The sequence below is a fragment of the Mycolicibacterium austroafricanum genome, from assembly GCF_000612725.1.
Taxonomy (GTDB): Bacteria; Actinomycetota; Actinomycetes; order Mycobacteriales; family Mycobacteriaceae; genus Mycobacterium; species Mycobacterium austroafricanum.
The window spans coordinates 697,968-713,298 of record NZ_HG964450.1 but is presented as its reverse complement, the minus strand read 5'-3'; the positions used below and the strand labels follow the sequence as shown (position 1 = coordinate 713,298).

Sequence of the window (15,331 nt, the reverse complement as noted above, 5' to 3'; positions counted from 1 at the left end):
TGACGGGCGACCGCAACGACCCTGGACGCACTCTCGATGCGACTGATTTACCGCTTGCCGGGGCGGCGGGCACCCTTGGCGATGCCCAGACCCTTCACCGGCGGTTCATCACCGACGACGCGGGTCTCGCCGTTGTCCGGACCGCTCGATGACGGCGCCTCGGGCGCGGACGAGGGTTCGGGCGTGGCCGCAGGCGCGGGGGTGCTCTCCGCTGGGGCTGAGGTGGTCTCCGCCGCCGGGGCGGCGGGTGCTTTCTTTGCACCCGGCCTGCGCGCACCTGCAGCGATACCCAGGCCCTTGACCTCGGGCTCCGGCTTGGCCGGTGCCCCAGCAGCGGCCTCGGGCTCGGCAGGAGCTTCCGGCGCCGGCGTCGCCGCGGGTGCGGCGGCGGCCGGAGCGGCCTGCTTCTTGGCACCGGGGCGCTTCGCGCCGCCCGCGATGCCGAGACCCTTGACCTCCGGCTCGGTCTTGGCCGGTTCAGCCGCGGAGGTGCTCTCCGCCGGGGCGGCAGTGGTGCTCTCCGCCGCCGGGGCTGCCTTCTTCGCGCCGGGCCGCTTGGCGCCGCCGGCGATGCCGAGGCCCTTCGCGGGCGCCGGTGCCGGTTTGTCCTCGGCCGGTTCGGCCGCGGCGGGCTTCTTGGCGCCGGGCCGCTTCGCCCCGCCTGCCAGTCCGAGCCCCGTCACGGGCTTGGACTCGGTGTCGGCCGCAGCGGTGGACTTCGCCGCCTCGGCAGGTTCGGCGGCGGTCTTGGCTTCGGTCTTGGTCTCGATGGCCGGCTCCTCCACCTTGGCAGGAGCCTGCGCCGCGACCCGGGCCGCGCGCTCCTCGGCTTCCTTTGCCGCCGTGCCCTTTTCGGGCAGCGTGAAGGAGCTCTGGTCCAGCGAGCCGAGCAGCAGCTGCGCGACGTCGAGCACCTCGACCTTCTCGATATCCCGGGTTGCGGACACGTCGTCGACACCGTCGGTCATCATCACGCGGCAGAACGGGCAGCCGGTGGCGATGGCCGAGGCGCCGGTGTCGATGGCCTCCTCGGTGCGCTCGGTGTTGACGCGCTTACCGATGTGCTCTTCCATCCACATCCGCGCACCGCCGGCGCCGCAGCACAGGCCGCGGTCGGCGTGCCGGGGCATCTCGGTGAGCGTCGCGCCCGACGCCCCGATCAGCTCACGCGGTGCCGAGTACTCCTTGTTGTGCCGACCCAGGTAACACGGGTCGTGATAGGTGATGTCCTTGCCGTTGTCCGTCGACTTCACCGGGACCAGCTTCTTGTCGCGGACCAGCCGGTTCAGCAGCTGGGTGTGGTGCAGCACCGTGTAGTTGCCGCCGAGCTGCGGGTACTCGCGGCCCAGGGTGTTGAAGCAGTGCGGGCAGGTGACGACGACCTTGCGGTCCACCCGCTCGACGCCCTCGAACAGCTCGCCCAGCGTCTCGACGTTCTGCGCGGCCAGCTGCTGGAACAGGAACTCGTTGCCGGAGCGGCGGGCCGAGTCACCGTTGCAGGTCTCGCCCTCGCCGAGAACCAGGTACTTGACGCCGGCCGCGGCGAGCAGCTCGGCGACGGCCTTGGTGGTCTTCTTCGCGCGATCCTCGTAGGCGCCGGCGCAACCGACCCAGAACAGGTACTCGAAGCCGTCGAACGACTCCACGTCCTTGCCGTAGACCGGGACGTCGAAGTCGACCTCGTCGATCCAGTTGGTGCGGTCCTTGGCGTTCTGGCCCCAGGGGTTGCCCTTGCTCTCCAGGTTCTTGAACAGCACCCCGAGCTCACCGGGGAACTCGGACTCCATCATCACCTGGTAGCGGCGCATGTCGACAATATGATCGATGTGCTCGATATCCACCGGGCACTGCTCGACGCAGGCACCACAGGTGGTGCACGACCACAGCACGTCGGGGTCGATCACGCCGCCCTGCTCGAGGGTGCCGACCAGCGGGCGGGTCGCCTGCTCCGGACCCGAACCCATGATGCGCTCGAAACCGGACTCGGGCACGTGCTCGTGGGAGTGCTTCTCGCTGTGTTTCTCACCGCGGAGCTCTTCGCCGAGGCCGCCCTCGGGCGTGTTCTCCAGCGGGCTCTCCTTGTCGCCGAGGATGTAGGGCGCCTTCGCGAACAGGTGGTCGCGCAGGTTCATGATCACGAGCTTCGGCGACAGCGGCTTACCGGTGTTCCAGGCCGGGCACTGCGACTGGCAGCGCCCACACTCGGTACACGTGGTCATGTCGAGGTAGGCCTTCCAGGTGAAGTCCTCGATCTTGCCGCGGCCGAGCACGGCGTCCTCGGCGGGATCCTCGAAGTCGACCAGCTCGCCCTTGTACTCGACGGGCAGCAGCGGGCCCAGCGCGTTGGGCAGGCGCTTGAACGTGACGTTGATCGGCGCCAGGCCGATGTGCAGATGCTTGGAGTGCAGCACGATCAGCAGGAACACCAACATGATCGCGATGTGGGCCAGCAGTGCGAACGTCTCGATCCACTCGTTGGCGGTGTGCCCGAGCGGACGCATGATCCAGCCCATGAACTGCGAGAAGAACGCACCGTTGCCGTAGGGCAGGTTGCCGACGACGGCGGCCGCGCCGCGGACCAGTGCGTAGGTCCAGATGACGTTGAAGATCATGAACAGGATCAGCCAGGCGCCGCCGGTGTGCGAACCGTAGAAGCGGGAGTCGCGGCCGTGCTTCTTCGGCTCGCGGACGATGCGGATGATCGCGAACGTGATGATGCCGAGCAGCACCGCGACGGCGAAGAAGTCCTGCAGGAAGCCGAGCGCGTCCCATCGGCCGATCAGCGGGATGTGGAAGTCGTGGTCGACGAGCAGGCCGAACGCCTCGAGGTACACCGTGGCCAGTACGAAGAAGCCCCACATGGTGAAGAAGTGTGCGATGCCGGGGATGGACCAGCGCAGCAGCCGGGTTTGCCCGAAGACCTCTTCGAATTGCGTGGTGATGCGCTTCTTGAGGTGGTCTTTGCGGTTGTTGCCCTCGCTCATGGGCTGGCCGGACCGGATCAGCGTGGTCAGCCACAGGACGCGTTTGACGGCGAAGACGCCGACGACGGCGATCATCAGGACCCCGACGATGATCCTGATCAACATCTGCGTATCCACGCGGGCCTCCGGATTTCTTGTTACCCGTGGGTAACCAACAGTATGTTACTGGCCAGTAACTTTAGCTCGGTGCCTGCTCATAGTTACATCCGCCCGGGAAACGCCGCTACAAAGGCTGACCTAACTCGTGGTCGGGTGGGTCAGGTGCGCGCCCCGGCATCCGTCAGCGCGCGCAACATCGACAGCAATTCGGAGCGCGATTCGGCGCCCAGACGGCGGCGAATCCTGGCGACGTGATGCTCGACGGTCTTCGCCGAAATGAACAGTTGGGCGCCGATGTCGCGGTAGGGCAGGCCCTGCAGAAGCAATTCGGCCACCTCCCGTTCCCGGTCGGACAGGTGTGCCGCGGTGGGGCGCGCCGACGGGCCGGCCGGCGCTGCGGCCGAGGGCGGGGCGCCGTCGGGCAGGTCGGCCGGTGCGTCTCCGGCCACGGCGTCTTTCAGGTCGCGGGCGAGTTGCAGCATCGCCTGCGACACCCGCGGGTCGGTGGTCTGTAGCGCGGCCTGGCCGGCCAGGCGGGTCGCGTCCCAGGTGTGGCCGTACTGCGCGAGCCCGCGCGCCGCTGCGGACACCTCGCCGGCATCGACGTGGTTGGCCAGCACTTTGAGCCACGTCCGGCCCGCCGCAGCCAGTGCACGTGCGAACGACGAGTGCGGCGCCGCTGCGGTGAGGGCCTGACCGTGCGGGGCGACCGAGTCCGGCGAATTGGCCAGGATGCCGGCGTGGACCCCGGCCCAGTGCAGCGGTACCGCCCACAGGGCCGGATCGCCGAGTGCGCCGAGCATCGCGAACACCTCGTCGAGCGTGTGGCGCAGTCGCTCGACCTGCCGCATTCGGGCGGCGGCGACCCACAATTCCCCGAGTGGCAGCACGGTGAACACGTCGATCGAGTACTCCGCCAGCACCTCCACCGCCGAATACCAGTGCTTCTGCATGGCTCCGCTGTCGCCGCCACGTCGCGCCACGGCCGTCTGCAGCGCCGCCGCCCACAGCGCGTCGCGGCGGTGCCGTCCCGGATCTCCGGCCGCCCGGACCGCGGCGCTCGCGGCGTGCAGCTGCCCGTCCTGCATGTACGCCCAGCCCTGGAGAAGCCGGTGCCGTCGAGTGACGAACCTCGCATCCTCGGCCTCGCGCTGTCCGTCGGTGTGCACGGCGCGGCCGACCACGCTTCGGGCCCGGACCGGGTCTCCGCCGTGCAGCGCCGCCAGCGTCACGAGCGCGGCCGGGGTGTCGGGCAACACCATGGCCTGGCCCAGATCGGTGCCGAGGGCCCGGCTCAATCGTGCGACGGCGGCGGGGTACGGCTGATCGAGTGTCATCACCAGCCCCGCGGCGAGACCGGACGCGGCCCGCGCCGTCGAGGTCGGCGGGCCCGGGTCCGGTGTCTGAGCGGCGGACCGCGCCGCGGCGGAGTCTCCGGCGGCGACCGCGGCGATGGTGGCCGCCGCGCCCAGAACCGGGTCGGGTACCGGGCCCAACCACTCGAACAGCGAATGGGCCTGCGCAGCGCCGCCGTCGTGCAGCGCGACGCTGGCCGCGATCCGCACCGCCGCCGCCCGCTCGGCCGGATCCGGTGCGGTCAGCAGATCGTCGGCGAGTCGCCCGGCCGTCTCACAGTCACCGGTCAGGGCGAGCGCGTCAGCGAGCCGGACACCGGGGGCGCTCGCACCGGCTTCGGCCGCCGCCCGATAGAGCCGTGCGGTGCGGGCCGGATGCCCGCGGGTACGCCCGGCCAGTTCGGTCAATGCGGTGGCGAGTCGTTCGTCGCGCAGGCCGTGTTCGGCTAATCGCAACGCCAGATCTGCTGTGAGAGTGGACAATTCGAGCTGCGACCGCAGAACCGAGACCTCGATGTCGTGGTGTCGCGCCGCACCCACAACCTGCGCGACGGCCTCGTGCAGGGTGCGCTGGAACGCCTGGGGGTGCGCCGGTTCGATGAGTCCGCTGGCACGGGCCCGGTCGACGACCGCCAGCGCCTCCTGCGAACTCAGCCGCAGCGCGGCGGCGACGTCGTCGGGACCGAGGTCGAAGCTCAGCGACGAGACCACCAGGGTGTCGAGCAGGCGTTCGTCGCAGCCGCGGAGCCGTTCGATCAGGCCGAATCGCGCGGCCTGCCGCGTCGCCGCCGCCCCCTCACCGGCCGCGGCGAGGGCGGGCCGCAGCAGGAACGGCAGGCCGGCGGTAGCCGAGAGCACCGCGCGCACCAGCTCGGGCGCCGCGGGCACACCGAGCGCGGCGGCTGCGATCCGGCTGACCTCGACCGGTGGCAGCGGTCCGAGCGTCACCGCCGGGTGCTCGCGCTCCAGCGCGGTGACGAGTTCGCGCAGCGGCCTGTGATGCGCCAGCGGTTCGGTGGCGATCACGACACCGGCCGACGGGTCGGCCGCCAGTTCGGTCAACCGATCGAGCTCGGCGTCGTCGAGGAGGTGGGCGTCGTCGACGACCGTCACGGCGTCCCCGGCGTCGTCGTCCCCGCGGGGCCGCGACCGCACCGGGCGCCCGGACGCCCGCAGCGCGGCGCGGACCGCAGCCAACACCGTGGACTTGCCGCTGCCCGCGCCACCGGCGACCACGAGCTTGACCGGTGTGTGCGGGTCGGCCTCGATGGCTGCGACGGCCTCCCGGGCGGCCGGTGGCAGATCCGACAACCGGGGCGCGGCCGGACTCGTCATCGCCGAGGTCAGGCGCCGTCTTCGGGGATGATCACCGTCGTCGTGATCGGGTCGGGCGGATCGTCGGTGGTCGGGGGCGGCGCGGCCGTCGTGGTCGGCGGCGGAGGCTGCGTCGTGGTCGGGGGCGCCGTGGTGGTCGGCTGCGTCGTCGTCTTGGTGGTGGTCGTGGTGGGTGTCGTCGTCGTCGTGGTGGTCGTCGTCGTAGTTGTGGTGGTCGTCGTCGTGGTCGGCGAGGTCGTCGACGCGGTGGTCGGCGTGGTGGTGCTCGACGACGGCGGGGGCGGAGGCGGCGGCTGGCTCACGGTGGTGGTGGCGATGCCGTCGGCCCCCACGGTCACCGTGGTCACCGGCGGGGGCAACTCGGCGGGCGGCGTCTCACTCGGGACGCTCGCCGTCTCGGTGACCGTGCCCGAATCCCCCTGTGAGCCGGTCAACGTCACCGCCAGGCCGCCCGCGGCGAGCAGTGCGGCCGCGGCCGCGACCCCGAACAGGACGGGGGGACGCTTGTACCAGGGCAACGGAGCGAGGTCGTCGGTGTAGGTGTCGTCCTGGCCCGCGAAATCGATTGACGGGCGTGCGGCGGTGCCGGAATCCGCGTAGCCGCCCGCCACCGTGTAGTCCTCACCGGTGTAGGGCAGCGGGTCCCCGGCCGCGTCGTCGTCCTGCGACCAGGCCAGCGCACGGAACGTCGCCGACGAGGCCCCGTCGCCTGCCGACTCGGTGGCGGCCACACCCGCCGCACCCGCAGCCCACGCCGCATGGCCCATCGCCGTCGGTGCATCCGCGGCGGGGGCCATTCCGGTCGGCGCGTCGGCGGCGACGCTCTGGTTGGCGACCAACGCCGCACCGGCGGCCACGTTGAGCGCGGGCTCGGGAGTGGTGACCACCGGTGCGCGCAGGTGTTCGGAAAGTCGCTGTGTCACAAGCGGAATCGCGGCACCTCCGCCGACGGTGGCCACCACCGAGACGTCGCCTGACGCGATGCCGTTGCGTTGCAGGACGTCGTCGATCGCGGACAGCAGGCCGGTGAGCGGTTCGGAGATCAGCTGTTCCAGCTCGGGTCGGGTGACCCGGATGTCGGAGCTGAAGCCCGGCAGTTCGACGGGTACCGCGGTGGCCGTCTCCCCGGAAAGCCGTTCCTTGGCCGCGCGGCACTGGTCACGCAGGCGTGACAGCGGGCCCACCGCCGCGGTGCCCGCGGTGGCTGCCGGGTCGGCGGTGCCGGCGTCGGCGACCCCGGCCAGCACGTGGTCCAGCAGCGCCTGGTCGACGGCGTCGCCCGAGAACTCCGGGTAGCGGACGGTCTGTCCGATGGTGGCGGCACTCGAGCCGGCGTCGGCCAGCGTGATGCTCGAGCCGCTGCCGCCGAGATCGACCAGCACGACCACGCCCTGGTTCGGCAGCCCGGGCGTCACCCGCAGCGCGGCCAGTGCTGCGGTCGCGTCGGGGATCAGGGCGGGCGGAACGCCGTTGGGGGAGAGCCTCGGTGCGGCGCGCAGCGCGCCACGCAGCGCGCCGACGGTGCCGGGGCCCCAGTGTGCGGGCACGGCGACGGCGACCGGCGCGCCGCCGTCGACCAGCGCCGCCATCGCGTCGAGCGCCTGTGCCAGGGTCTGCTCGCCGCGATGCGCCGAGCCGTCGGCGGCGACGAGGGGAACCGGATCGCCGACGCGCTCGACGAATCCGTTCAGGACGACCCGCGGCTGGGTGAAGCCGGGGATCTCGGCCGGCGCACCCACCTCGGGCGCGCGGTCGGCGTAGACGTTGAGGATGGAACGACGCGTCACCGGTGGTCGGCCGACGCGGGCCGCGACCAGGTTCGTCATCCCGATCGACAACCCGAGAGGTTCGGTCATTTGGGCTCTCTCCTGTCTGGGCCGTTGACCACCTTAGCGGCTGACGGCGTCATCACCGTGGATCTGCCCCTAATATCGGTGATCCCCTAATGGTCCACCCCCTAACGGCGGTTTCGCGGAGTTGGGCGATTCACCGATCCCGGACGCCGCCACCGCGCCTAGCATCGAGGCATGGCCAACGCACTGCTGGATTTCGTGATGTCGCTGGTGCGTGATCCCGACGCGGCGGCACGCTACGCCGCCGACCCCGCGCAGGCCCTCGCGGACGCGAATCTGATGGATGTGACCAGCACCGATGTTCAGAACCTGATCCCGGTCGTGGCCGAGTCGCTGACGATGGTGACCCCCACCCACAGCCTGGACGCCCTCGGCGCGGAGCCGGTCGGCAACGTGTGGGCCAGCGGCGCGGCGACCGCGGCGTTCGACGCGTTCGACGTGACCGAGGAGGGACTGCCCGAGCGGGTCGTCATCGACACCGACGGCGGGGTGGCCGAGACGGTCGACCTGTTCGACGTGCCGGCATCGGTGCAGGTGGACGAACCGCAGGCGGCCGATTTCCCGGCCGGGATCGATGACGTGCCGGTCGTGCAGACCGAGCCGGTCGAGGACTTCCTGCAGCAGGCCGCCGACGTCGACCTGGGTGACGACGCGCCGGGGTTCGACCTGTTCGACTGATCGTCGGCAGCCCTGGACAACCCGCTTGGATCGAGCGATCCATGCGGGTTTTCTGCTGTCTGAGCTGTGCGGATGCGGCCTGCAGGGGGATCGACCCCGCGCTACCCCTAATCCCCTAAGGGTTAGTGATGGAAAGCCCTAGGTAGCCCCCTTGGGGGATAGGACTCTTCCCCGTTTCCGGGGTCCCGTGAACTCCATAACGTGGTGTCCAGATCGCCGGGATGGACCGGCGAAGGACCTCGAACCAACGAGAAAGGCAATGCCATGAACACCCTCATCGACTTCATCCTCGACCTGTTCCGCAGCCCCGCGTCGGCGGCGTCGTTCGTCATGGATCCCGACGGCGCGCTGCGTGACGCCGGCCTGCCGAACGTGACCGCTGCGCAGCTGGCGTCGGTGGCCGCGACGGCCGCCCCGGCCGGTTACGCACTCGGCGGCGGTGATCCGATCGTCGGCCTGCAGCGCGCGGTCGCCGATCATCACCAGCTCGCCTCGAACTTCGCCTCGCCGTTCTCCCCGCAGACCTCGTGGGCCCCGACGTTCGCCCCCGAGACCGACACCGATCTGCTCAGCGGCAACAACGTGCCGGTGGCCAGCCCGGTCCAGGACGCCGGCGCGAATGCCCAGAACGGTGCGTTCAACCTCGGCTTCGGCGATATCACCTTCGGCGACAAGACCAGCAACACCGCCACCGACGGCGGCGTCGTGGTCGACGGCGACAACGACGGCGACATCGTCACCGGCGACGGCGCCGCACTCGGCGACGGCAACACCATGAACAACGGCGACATCCTCGCCGGCTCCGGGTCCAACGTCGTCGTCGGCAAGGACAACGAGGTCGAGGACAACTCCCAGACCGCCGGCGACGACCTGATCACCGACAACGACGCACCCGTCCTCAACGACGTCGACACCAGCGGCGGCAACGGCGGCGGCGCCGACGGCGGCGGCAGCCTGATCGGCATCGGATCCGGCAATGCGGCGGGCGGTGACGGCGGCAGCGGTGGCGGCATCATCATCACCGACAACGACGTCAACACCGGCACCCAGATCGACGGCGACTACGGCAGCGACAACTCCGAGGACAACTCCGTGAACACCGCCGTGGACACCGACATCGCGACCTCGACGGAGAGCTCGGTCGAGGACAACTCGTCGACCTACGAGTCCAACATCGGCTCGGGCAACGAGACGAACACCGACCTGTTCTCGGACAACGTCACCGGCATCGAGACCGATACCGATGTCGCCTCCAACAACGACACCCTGGCGGCGCTGGACGCGTTCTGATCCGCCACCGCGACACCGGCGGGGACCGTGACGGTCCCCGCCGGTCCTCGCGCTTACCGTTGAACCACGCCGCGACAAGAGGGGCACCATGACACAGCCGGCCAACACGGCGATCGTCGAGCTGATCGACCATGCCAGCAGGATCGCGCAGGCCCAGGACCGCGGCGATCTGGCGGACCGGCTGGCGCGGGCCAGGACACGGCTCGCGGACCCCCAGATCCGGGTGGTGATCGCCGGCCAGCTCAAACAGGGCAAGAGCCAGCTGCTCAATTCGCTGCTGAACATGCCGGTCGCGCGCGTCGGAGACGACGAGTCGACCGTGCTGCCCACCGTGGTGTCCTACGGCGAGCAGGCGTCGGCGCGGCTGGTGGTGGCCCGGCCCGGCGGCGAGGAGCCCGAACTCGTCGAGATCCCGACCGCCGACCTGCGCAACGATCTGCGCCGCGCCCCGCAGGCCGATGGCCGTGAGGTGCTCCGGGTCGAGGTGAACGCACCCAGCCCGCTGCTCAAGGGCGGCCTGGCGTTCGTCGACACCCCAGGCGTCGGAGGCCACGGCCAGCCGCACCTGTCGGCGACGTTGGGGTTGTTGCCGGACGCCGACGCGATGCTGATGATCAGTGACACCAGCCAGGAGTTCACCGAGCCCGAGATGACATTCATCCGGCAGGCCCTGGAGGTGTGCCCGGTCGCGCTGATCGTCGCAACCAAGACCGACCTCTACCCACATTGGCGGCAGGTGGTCGACGTCAACCGGGCACACCTGCAGCGCGCCGGCGTCACCACACCGCTGATCCCGGTGTCCTCGACGCTGCGTAGTCACGCCGTGGCGCTCAACGACAAGGAACTCAACGAGGAGTCGAACTTCCCGGCGATCGTGAAGTTCCTGTCCGAGGAGGTGCTCGCCAGCCAGCGCGGCCGGGTCCGCGACCAGGTGGTCGGCGAGATCCGTTCTGCGGCGGAACACCTGAGGATGTCGGTGCAGTCCGAGCTCTCGGCCCTCAACGACCCGACCGCCCGCGAACAGCTGACCGCCGACCTCGAACGCCGCAAGCAGGAGGCCCAGGATGCGCTCCAGCACACCGCGCTGTGGCAGCAGGTCCTCAACGACGGCATCGCCGACCTGACCGCCGACGTCGACCACGATCTGCGACATCGGTTCCGCAACATCACCTTTCACGCCGAAGAGGTGATCGACGGCTCCGACCCGACGCAGAACTGGGCGGCGATCGGCGCCGAACTCGAGGACGCGGTCGCCACCGCCGTCGGCGACAACTTCGTGTGGGCCTACCAGCGGGCCGAGGCGCTCGCCGCCGACGTGGCCCGGACGTTCCGGGAGGCCGGGCTGGACGCCGTGCGGATGCCGGCCATCGACGCCCGCGAAATGGGCGCCGATTTCGGCGAATTCAAGTCACTGGCCCAGCTGGAGGCCAAACCACTCAAGTTCGGCCACAAGGTCGTCACCGGCATGCGCGGCTCCTACGGCGGCGTGCTGATGTTCGGCATGCTCACCTCCTTCGCCGGTCTCGGCATGTTCAACCCGCTGTCGCTGGGGGCGGGCTTCGTGCTGGGGCGCAAGGCCTACAAGGAGGACATGGAGAACCGGATGCTGCGGGTGCGCAGCGAGGCCAAGGCCAATGTCCGCCGGTTCGTCGACGACGTGGCGTTCGTCGTCGGCAAGGAGTCCCGCGACCGGCTCAAGGGGATTCAGCGCCAGCTGCGCGACCACTACCGCGAGATCGCCAACCAGACCACCCGCTCGCTCAACGAGTCGCTGCAGGCCACCCTCGCCGCGGCGAAGCTGGAGGAGACCGAACGCAACACCCGGGTCAAGGAGCTCGAACGTCAGCTCAACGTCCTGCGGCAGGTCCTCGACCACACCGAGAAGTTGGCGTCGTAGCGTCATTAAGCTCGAACGGTTATCAGTCGAGCGACACGAGACGGTGAAATCTGAGCACCAGCGACCGAGTGCGGGCGATCCTGGGCGGCACCATCGCGGCCTACCGGGGCGATCCTGCCTACCGTCAGCGGCCCGACCTGCACGCTGAGCTCGAGCGCATCGGGCGCCGACTCAACGAACCGATGCGCATCGCCCTGGCCGGCACGCTCAAGGCCGGTAAATCGACGCTGGTCAACGCGCTGGTCGGGGACGAGATCGCGCCGACGGACGCCACCGAGGCGACCCGCATCGTCACCTGGTTCCGGCACGGCCCGACGCCCAGAGTGACCGCGAACCACCGGGGCGGACGCCGCTCGAACGTCCCGATCATCCGAGACCGGGCCGACCCGGGGCAGCGGGGGTTGAGCTTCGACTTCGCCAGCCTCGATCCCGACGACGTGGTGGACCTCGACGTGGAGTGGCCGGCGGCCGAGCTGATCGACGCGACCATCATCGACACCCCTGGAACCTCGTCGCTGTCGCGGGACGTCTCGGCCCGCACCCTGCGGCTGCTGGTGCCCGAGGACGGCGTACCCCGCGTCGACGCCGTGGTGTTCCTGCTGCGCACCCTCAACGCCGCCGACATCGCGCTGCTCAAGCAGATCGGCCAGCTCGTCGGCGGCTCGGCCGGCGCGCTCGGGGTGATCGGGGTGGCGTCGCGGGCCGACGAGATCGGGGCGGGCCGGATCGACGCGATGATGTCGGCCGGGGACGTCGCCCAACGGTTCACCGACGAGATGGAGCGCACCGGCATCTGCCAGGCGGTGGTGCCGGTGTCGGGCCTGCTGGCGCTGACCGCGCGCACCCTGCGGCAGAGCGAGTTCGTGGCGCTGAAGAAGCTCTCCGAGATGGAGCCGGCTCAGCTGGCCAGGGCCATGCTCTCCGTGGACCGCTTCGTGCGCGAGGACAGCGAGGACAACGCGCTGCCCGTCAGCCCCGGCGTGCGCGCCGAGCTGCTGGACCGGTTCGGGATGTTCGGTATCAGGATCGCGATCGCGGTGCTGCGCGCCGGGGTGGGCGATTCGGTGGCGCTGGCTGACGAACTGCTCGAACGCAGCGGTCTGCCGGCGTTGCGTGAGGTGATCGACCAGCAGTTCGCCCAGCGCTCCGATCTGCTCAAGGCGCACACCGCGCTGCTGTCGCTGCGCCAGTTCGTGCAGCGGTACCCGATCTACGCCACGCCCAGGATCCTCGCCGACATCGAACCGTTGCTCGCCGACACCCACGCGTTCGAAGAGCTGCGTCTGCTCAGCCAGTTGCGTTCCCGGTCAACCACTCTCAACGACGATGAGATGGCGTCGCTGCGGCGCCTCATCGGCGGCTCGGGCACCGACGCTGCCAGCCGGCTGGGGCTCACGCCCGACACCCTCGGCGACGGGCCGCGCGCCTCGTTCGCCGCGGCCCAGCGGTGGCGGCGGCGCGCTGAGCATCCGCTGAATGACCCGTTCACCGCCCGGGCCTGCCGGGCGGCGGTGCGCAGCGCGGAAGCGCTGGTTGCGGAGTACGCGCGCGCCTAACGTTTCGGTGCCGCCGAGCGATGTACAGGTATGCGCAGTTCTCTGGGCGTCTCGCTGGGTGCAGCCAACCTGATCGCCGTCGCCGACGGCAGGCCGATGGTCCGGCGCGCGACGGTGACGCTGGCGCCGCCGTCACTGGCCGGCTTCGTCGACCGCGTCGGGGATCCGGTTCCGTTGGTGGCCGCCGATGGTTGGCGTCACTACGCCGACCGGTTGGCGGCCGACGTCATCGAGGCGGCGACGCGGCTCGCGCGCCCGCACCGCCGGCCCGACGTCGCGGCGGTCGCGGTTCCCGGCCACTGGTCGGATTCGGCCATGGCGGCGTTGCGCGCCCGGGTCCCCCATCTGACGGTGGTGTCTGACGCGGTGGCCGCGCTCACGGCGGTCGACGCCGAGCGTGGTCTGCCCGGCCGCGGTGTGGTGGTGCTGTGTGATTTCGGTGCAACGGGCAGCAGTATCACGCTGGCCGACGCAGGTCACGGTATGACGCTGATCGGGCCGACCGTTCGGTGCGAGGACTTCTCCGGTGACCTCGTCGACCAACTGGTGCTCAGGCATGTGGTGACCGGGCTGGACCTCGACCCGGCCGGAACATCGGCGGTCGCTTCGCTGGCCGACCTGCGCACGCTGTGCCGTGGCGCCAAGGAACGGCTGAGCGCGGACACCGCGACGGCACTGCCGAGCGCCCACACGATGGTGCGGTTGACTCGCGCCGAGCTCGACGACGTGATCGCTCATCCGCTCGACCGCTTCGTGGCGGCGCTCGTCGACACGCTGCAGCGCAACGCGGTGCCGCGGGCGCAGTTGGCCGCCGTGGTGACTGTCGGTGGCGGCGCCGCCATACCTCTTGTTGGCCAACGGCTTTCCGAAGCGCTGCGGGTCCCCGTGGTGACGTCGTCGGATCCGCAGGCCGCCGCGGCCGCCGGTGCCGAACTGCTGGCGCTGCGCAGTTCCGAGCCCGAGGCACGCACCACGCTGGTCCCGGCGCCGACCGTCGCGGCGGCCGCTGTCCCGCTGGCCTGGTCGGCCGCGGCCGAGAATCCCGCGCTGGTCGAATTCGCCTCGTACGACACCGATTACGCGCGTCCCGAGGTCCGTTTCGATCACCCGGACGAGGCAGTCACCGATCCGGCCCCGTGGCCCTGGTATCGGCGGCCGGGGGTGGTGTTCGCCGGTGCGGCGACGCTGGCGGCGGCCGCCGTCACGGCGTTCGTGATGACCTCGCAGGGGGTTGAGGCCGACACCGCCCCGGCGGGTTCGCCGGGCATCGCCACCCCGATGGCCGTGGCGCCGCTGGAGGTGGCCGTCGAAAGCCCTGCGGCGCCGGCGCCCGCTGCGCCCGCAGCGCCCTCGGCGTCGACGGCGACCGTCGTCGCTGCCCCCGCGCAGGGTCCGGTCCAGCAGCGCACGGTCACCAAGCAGGCGGCTCCGCAACCGGCACCCGCGACGGCCGCCGCACCCGCTCCCGCACCGCCGCCGGCGGCCCCCGCTCCGGAACCGGCGCAGCCGCAGATCCCGTGGCCGGTGTTCACCTTCGCGCCGCCGACCCCGGAACCGACGCAGCAGCCGGAGCCTTCGCAGCAGCCTTCGGCAGAACCGACACCCCCACCCTCGGCGGAGCCGTCGCCCTCTGCGGAGCCGTCGCCCGCTGCGGAGCCGTCGCCCGAACCTTCGCCGGAGCCCGCGCCGGAACCGTCTGAGGAGCCGGCACCGGTCACCGAGTGCGTGGCTTCCCCCGAGACGGTCTGTTAAGGAGCCGGCGGCGCCGGGGTTTCGGTGACCGTCTCGGTCTGAGTTTCGGTCTGCGTCACCGTGCTGGTGCTGGTGCTGGTGCTGACCGACGTGCTGGGGGTGGTCGTCGTGGTCGTGGTGGTGGTGGTGGTCGTCGTCGGTTCGGTGGTCGTGGTGGTCGTCGTCGTGACCGGTTCGGTGGTGGTGGTCGCCGTCGCCGTCTCGGTGACCGTGGCGGGGGGTACCACGGCGGGCGCCGACGTGGTGGTCAACGGTGTCAGTGGGGTGGTCGTGGTGGTGTCGGAGGTCGAATCTCCGGTGATGGCCCTGGCGAGACCGAAGACCACGAGGGCGATCAGAAGCGCTCCCACCGCGCCGAAGGACACCAGCGCGACCGGCTTTCGGTACCAGGGGGTCGCCGCATCAGCCGGCTGGCCGTAGTCGCCGTAACCGGCACCGTAGTTGCTGAGTTGGGTCGGCTCGTCGTCGGAGTAGTAGTTCTGGTCGTCGGAATCGCCGTATCGCGCCACGAAAACCGATAGTAGGCGCTCGC

Annotated in this window: 9 protein-coding genes; 5 read left to right on the top strand and 4 right to left on the bottom strand. The window is 70.7% G+C overall.

Annotation, left to right across the window (positions count from 1 at the left end; genetic code table 11):
* Window positions 1-47 precede the first annotated feature (47 nt).
* From BN976_RS03515 to BN976_RS03505, 3 genes are all read right to left on the bottom strand, one after another.
* Entirely contained in the window at window positions 48-3,101 is a 3,054-nt protein-coding gene (locus BN976_RS03515; RefSeq protein WP_036367944.1) for a (Fe-S)-binding protein, read from the bottom strand.
* A 140-nt stretch (window positions 3,102-3,241) separates the two neighbouring features.
* Window positions 3,242-5,773, bottom strand: coding sequence for an isoniazid response ATPase/transcriptional regulator IniR (iniR, locus tag BN976_RS03510; RefSeq protein ID WP_036367941.1), 2,532 nt, complete (start codon window positions 5,771-5,773; stop codon window positions 3,242-3,244).
* Window positions 5,774-5,781: 8 nt separating this feature from the next.
* Window positions 5,782-7,629 (bottom strand): Hsp70 family protein, encoded by a 1,848-nt coding sequence (locus BN976_RS03505; protein ID WP_036367940.1) that lies wholly within the window; start codon window positions 7,627-7,629, stop codon window positions 5,782-5,784.
* 171 nt (window positions 7,630-7,800) lie between these two features.
* Here BN976_RS03505 and BN976_RS03500 point away from each other — a divergent pair, with 171 nt between their 5' ends.
* From BN976_RS03500 to BN976_RS03480, 5 genes are all read left to right on the top strand, one after another.
* A complete protein-coding gene (locus BN976_RS03500; protein WP_036367937.1) occupies window positions 7,801-8,304 on the top strand; it encodes an Rv0340 family IniB-related protein in 504 nt (167 codons plus the stop codon).
* A gap of 264 nt (window positions 8,305-8,568) precedes the next feature.
* Window positions 8,569-9,594, top strand: a complete 1,026-nt coding sequence (locus BN976_RS03495) for an IniB N-terminal domain-containing protein (protein WP_036367934.1) — start codon at window positions 8,569-8,571, stop codon at window positions 9,592-9,594.
* 88 nt (window positions 9,595-9,682) lie between these two features.
* The gene (iniA, locus tag BN976_RS03490; RefSeq protein WP_036367931.1) at window positions 9,683-11,491 is read left to right on the top strand and encodes an isoniazid-induced dynamin-like GTPase IniA; all 1,809 of its coding nucleotides are present in this window, start codon (window positions 9,683-9,685) and stop codon (window positions 11,489-11,491) included.
* Window positions 11,492-11,541: 50 nt separating this feature from the next.
* Window positions 11,542-13,047 (top strand): dynamin family protein, encoded by a 1,506-nt coding sequence (locus BN976_RS03485; protein ID WP_036367929.1) that lies wholly within the window; start codon window positions 11,542-11,544, stop codon window positions 13,045-13,047.
* 30 nt (window positions 13,048-13,077) lie between these two features.
* Window positions 13,078-14,799 (top strand): Hsp70 family protein, encoded by a 1,722-nt coding sequence (locus tag BN976_RS03480; protein ID WP_036367927.1) that lies wholly within the window; start codon window positions 13,078-13,080, stop codon window positions 14,797-14,799.
* Here the strand turns inward: BN976_RS03480 and BN976_RS03475 are convergent.
* A complete protein-coding gene (locus BN976_RS03475; RefSeq protein WP_036367926.1) occupies window positions 14,796-15,308 on the bottom strand; it encodes a hypothetical protein in 513 nt (170 codons plus the stop codon). The genes BN976_RS03480 and BN976_RS03475 overlap by 4 nt on opposite strands.
* Window positions 15,309-15,331: the final 23 nt, after the last annotated feature.

Excerpts from the sequence above, each read along its gene's own strand:
- iniR (WP_036367941.1), bottom strand. The coding sequence starts at position 5,773 with ATGACGAGTCCGGCCGCGCCCCGGTTGTCGGATCTGCCACCGGCCGCC.
- BN976_RS03505 (WP_036367940.1), bottom strand. The coding sequence starts at position 7,629 with ATGACCGAACCTCTCGGGTTGTCGATCGGGATGACGAACCTGGTCGCG.
- BN976_RS03500 (WP_036367937.1), top strand. The coding sequence starts at position 7,801 with ATGGCCAACGCACTGCTGGATTTCGTGATGTCGCTGGTGCGTGATCCC.
- BN976_RS03495 (WP_036367934.1), top strand. The coding sequence starts at position 8,569 with ATGAACACCCTCATCGACTTCATCCTCGACCTGTTCCGCAGCCCCGCG.
- iniA (WP_036367931.1), top strand. The coding sequence starts at position 9,683 with ATGACACAGCCGGCCAACACGGCGATCGTCGAGCTGATCGACCATGCC.
- BN976_RS03480 (WP_036367927.1), top strand. The coding sequence starts at position 13,078 with ATGCGCAGTTCTCTGGGCGTCTCGCTGGGTGCAGCCAACCTGATCGCC.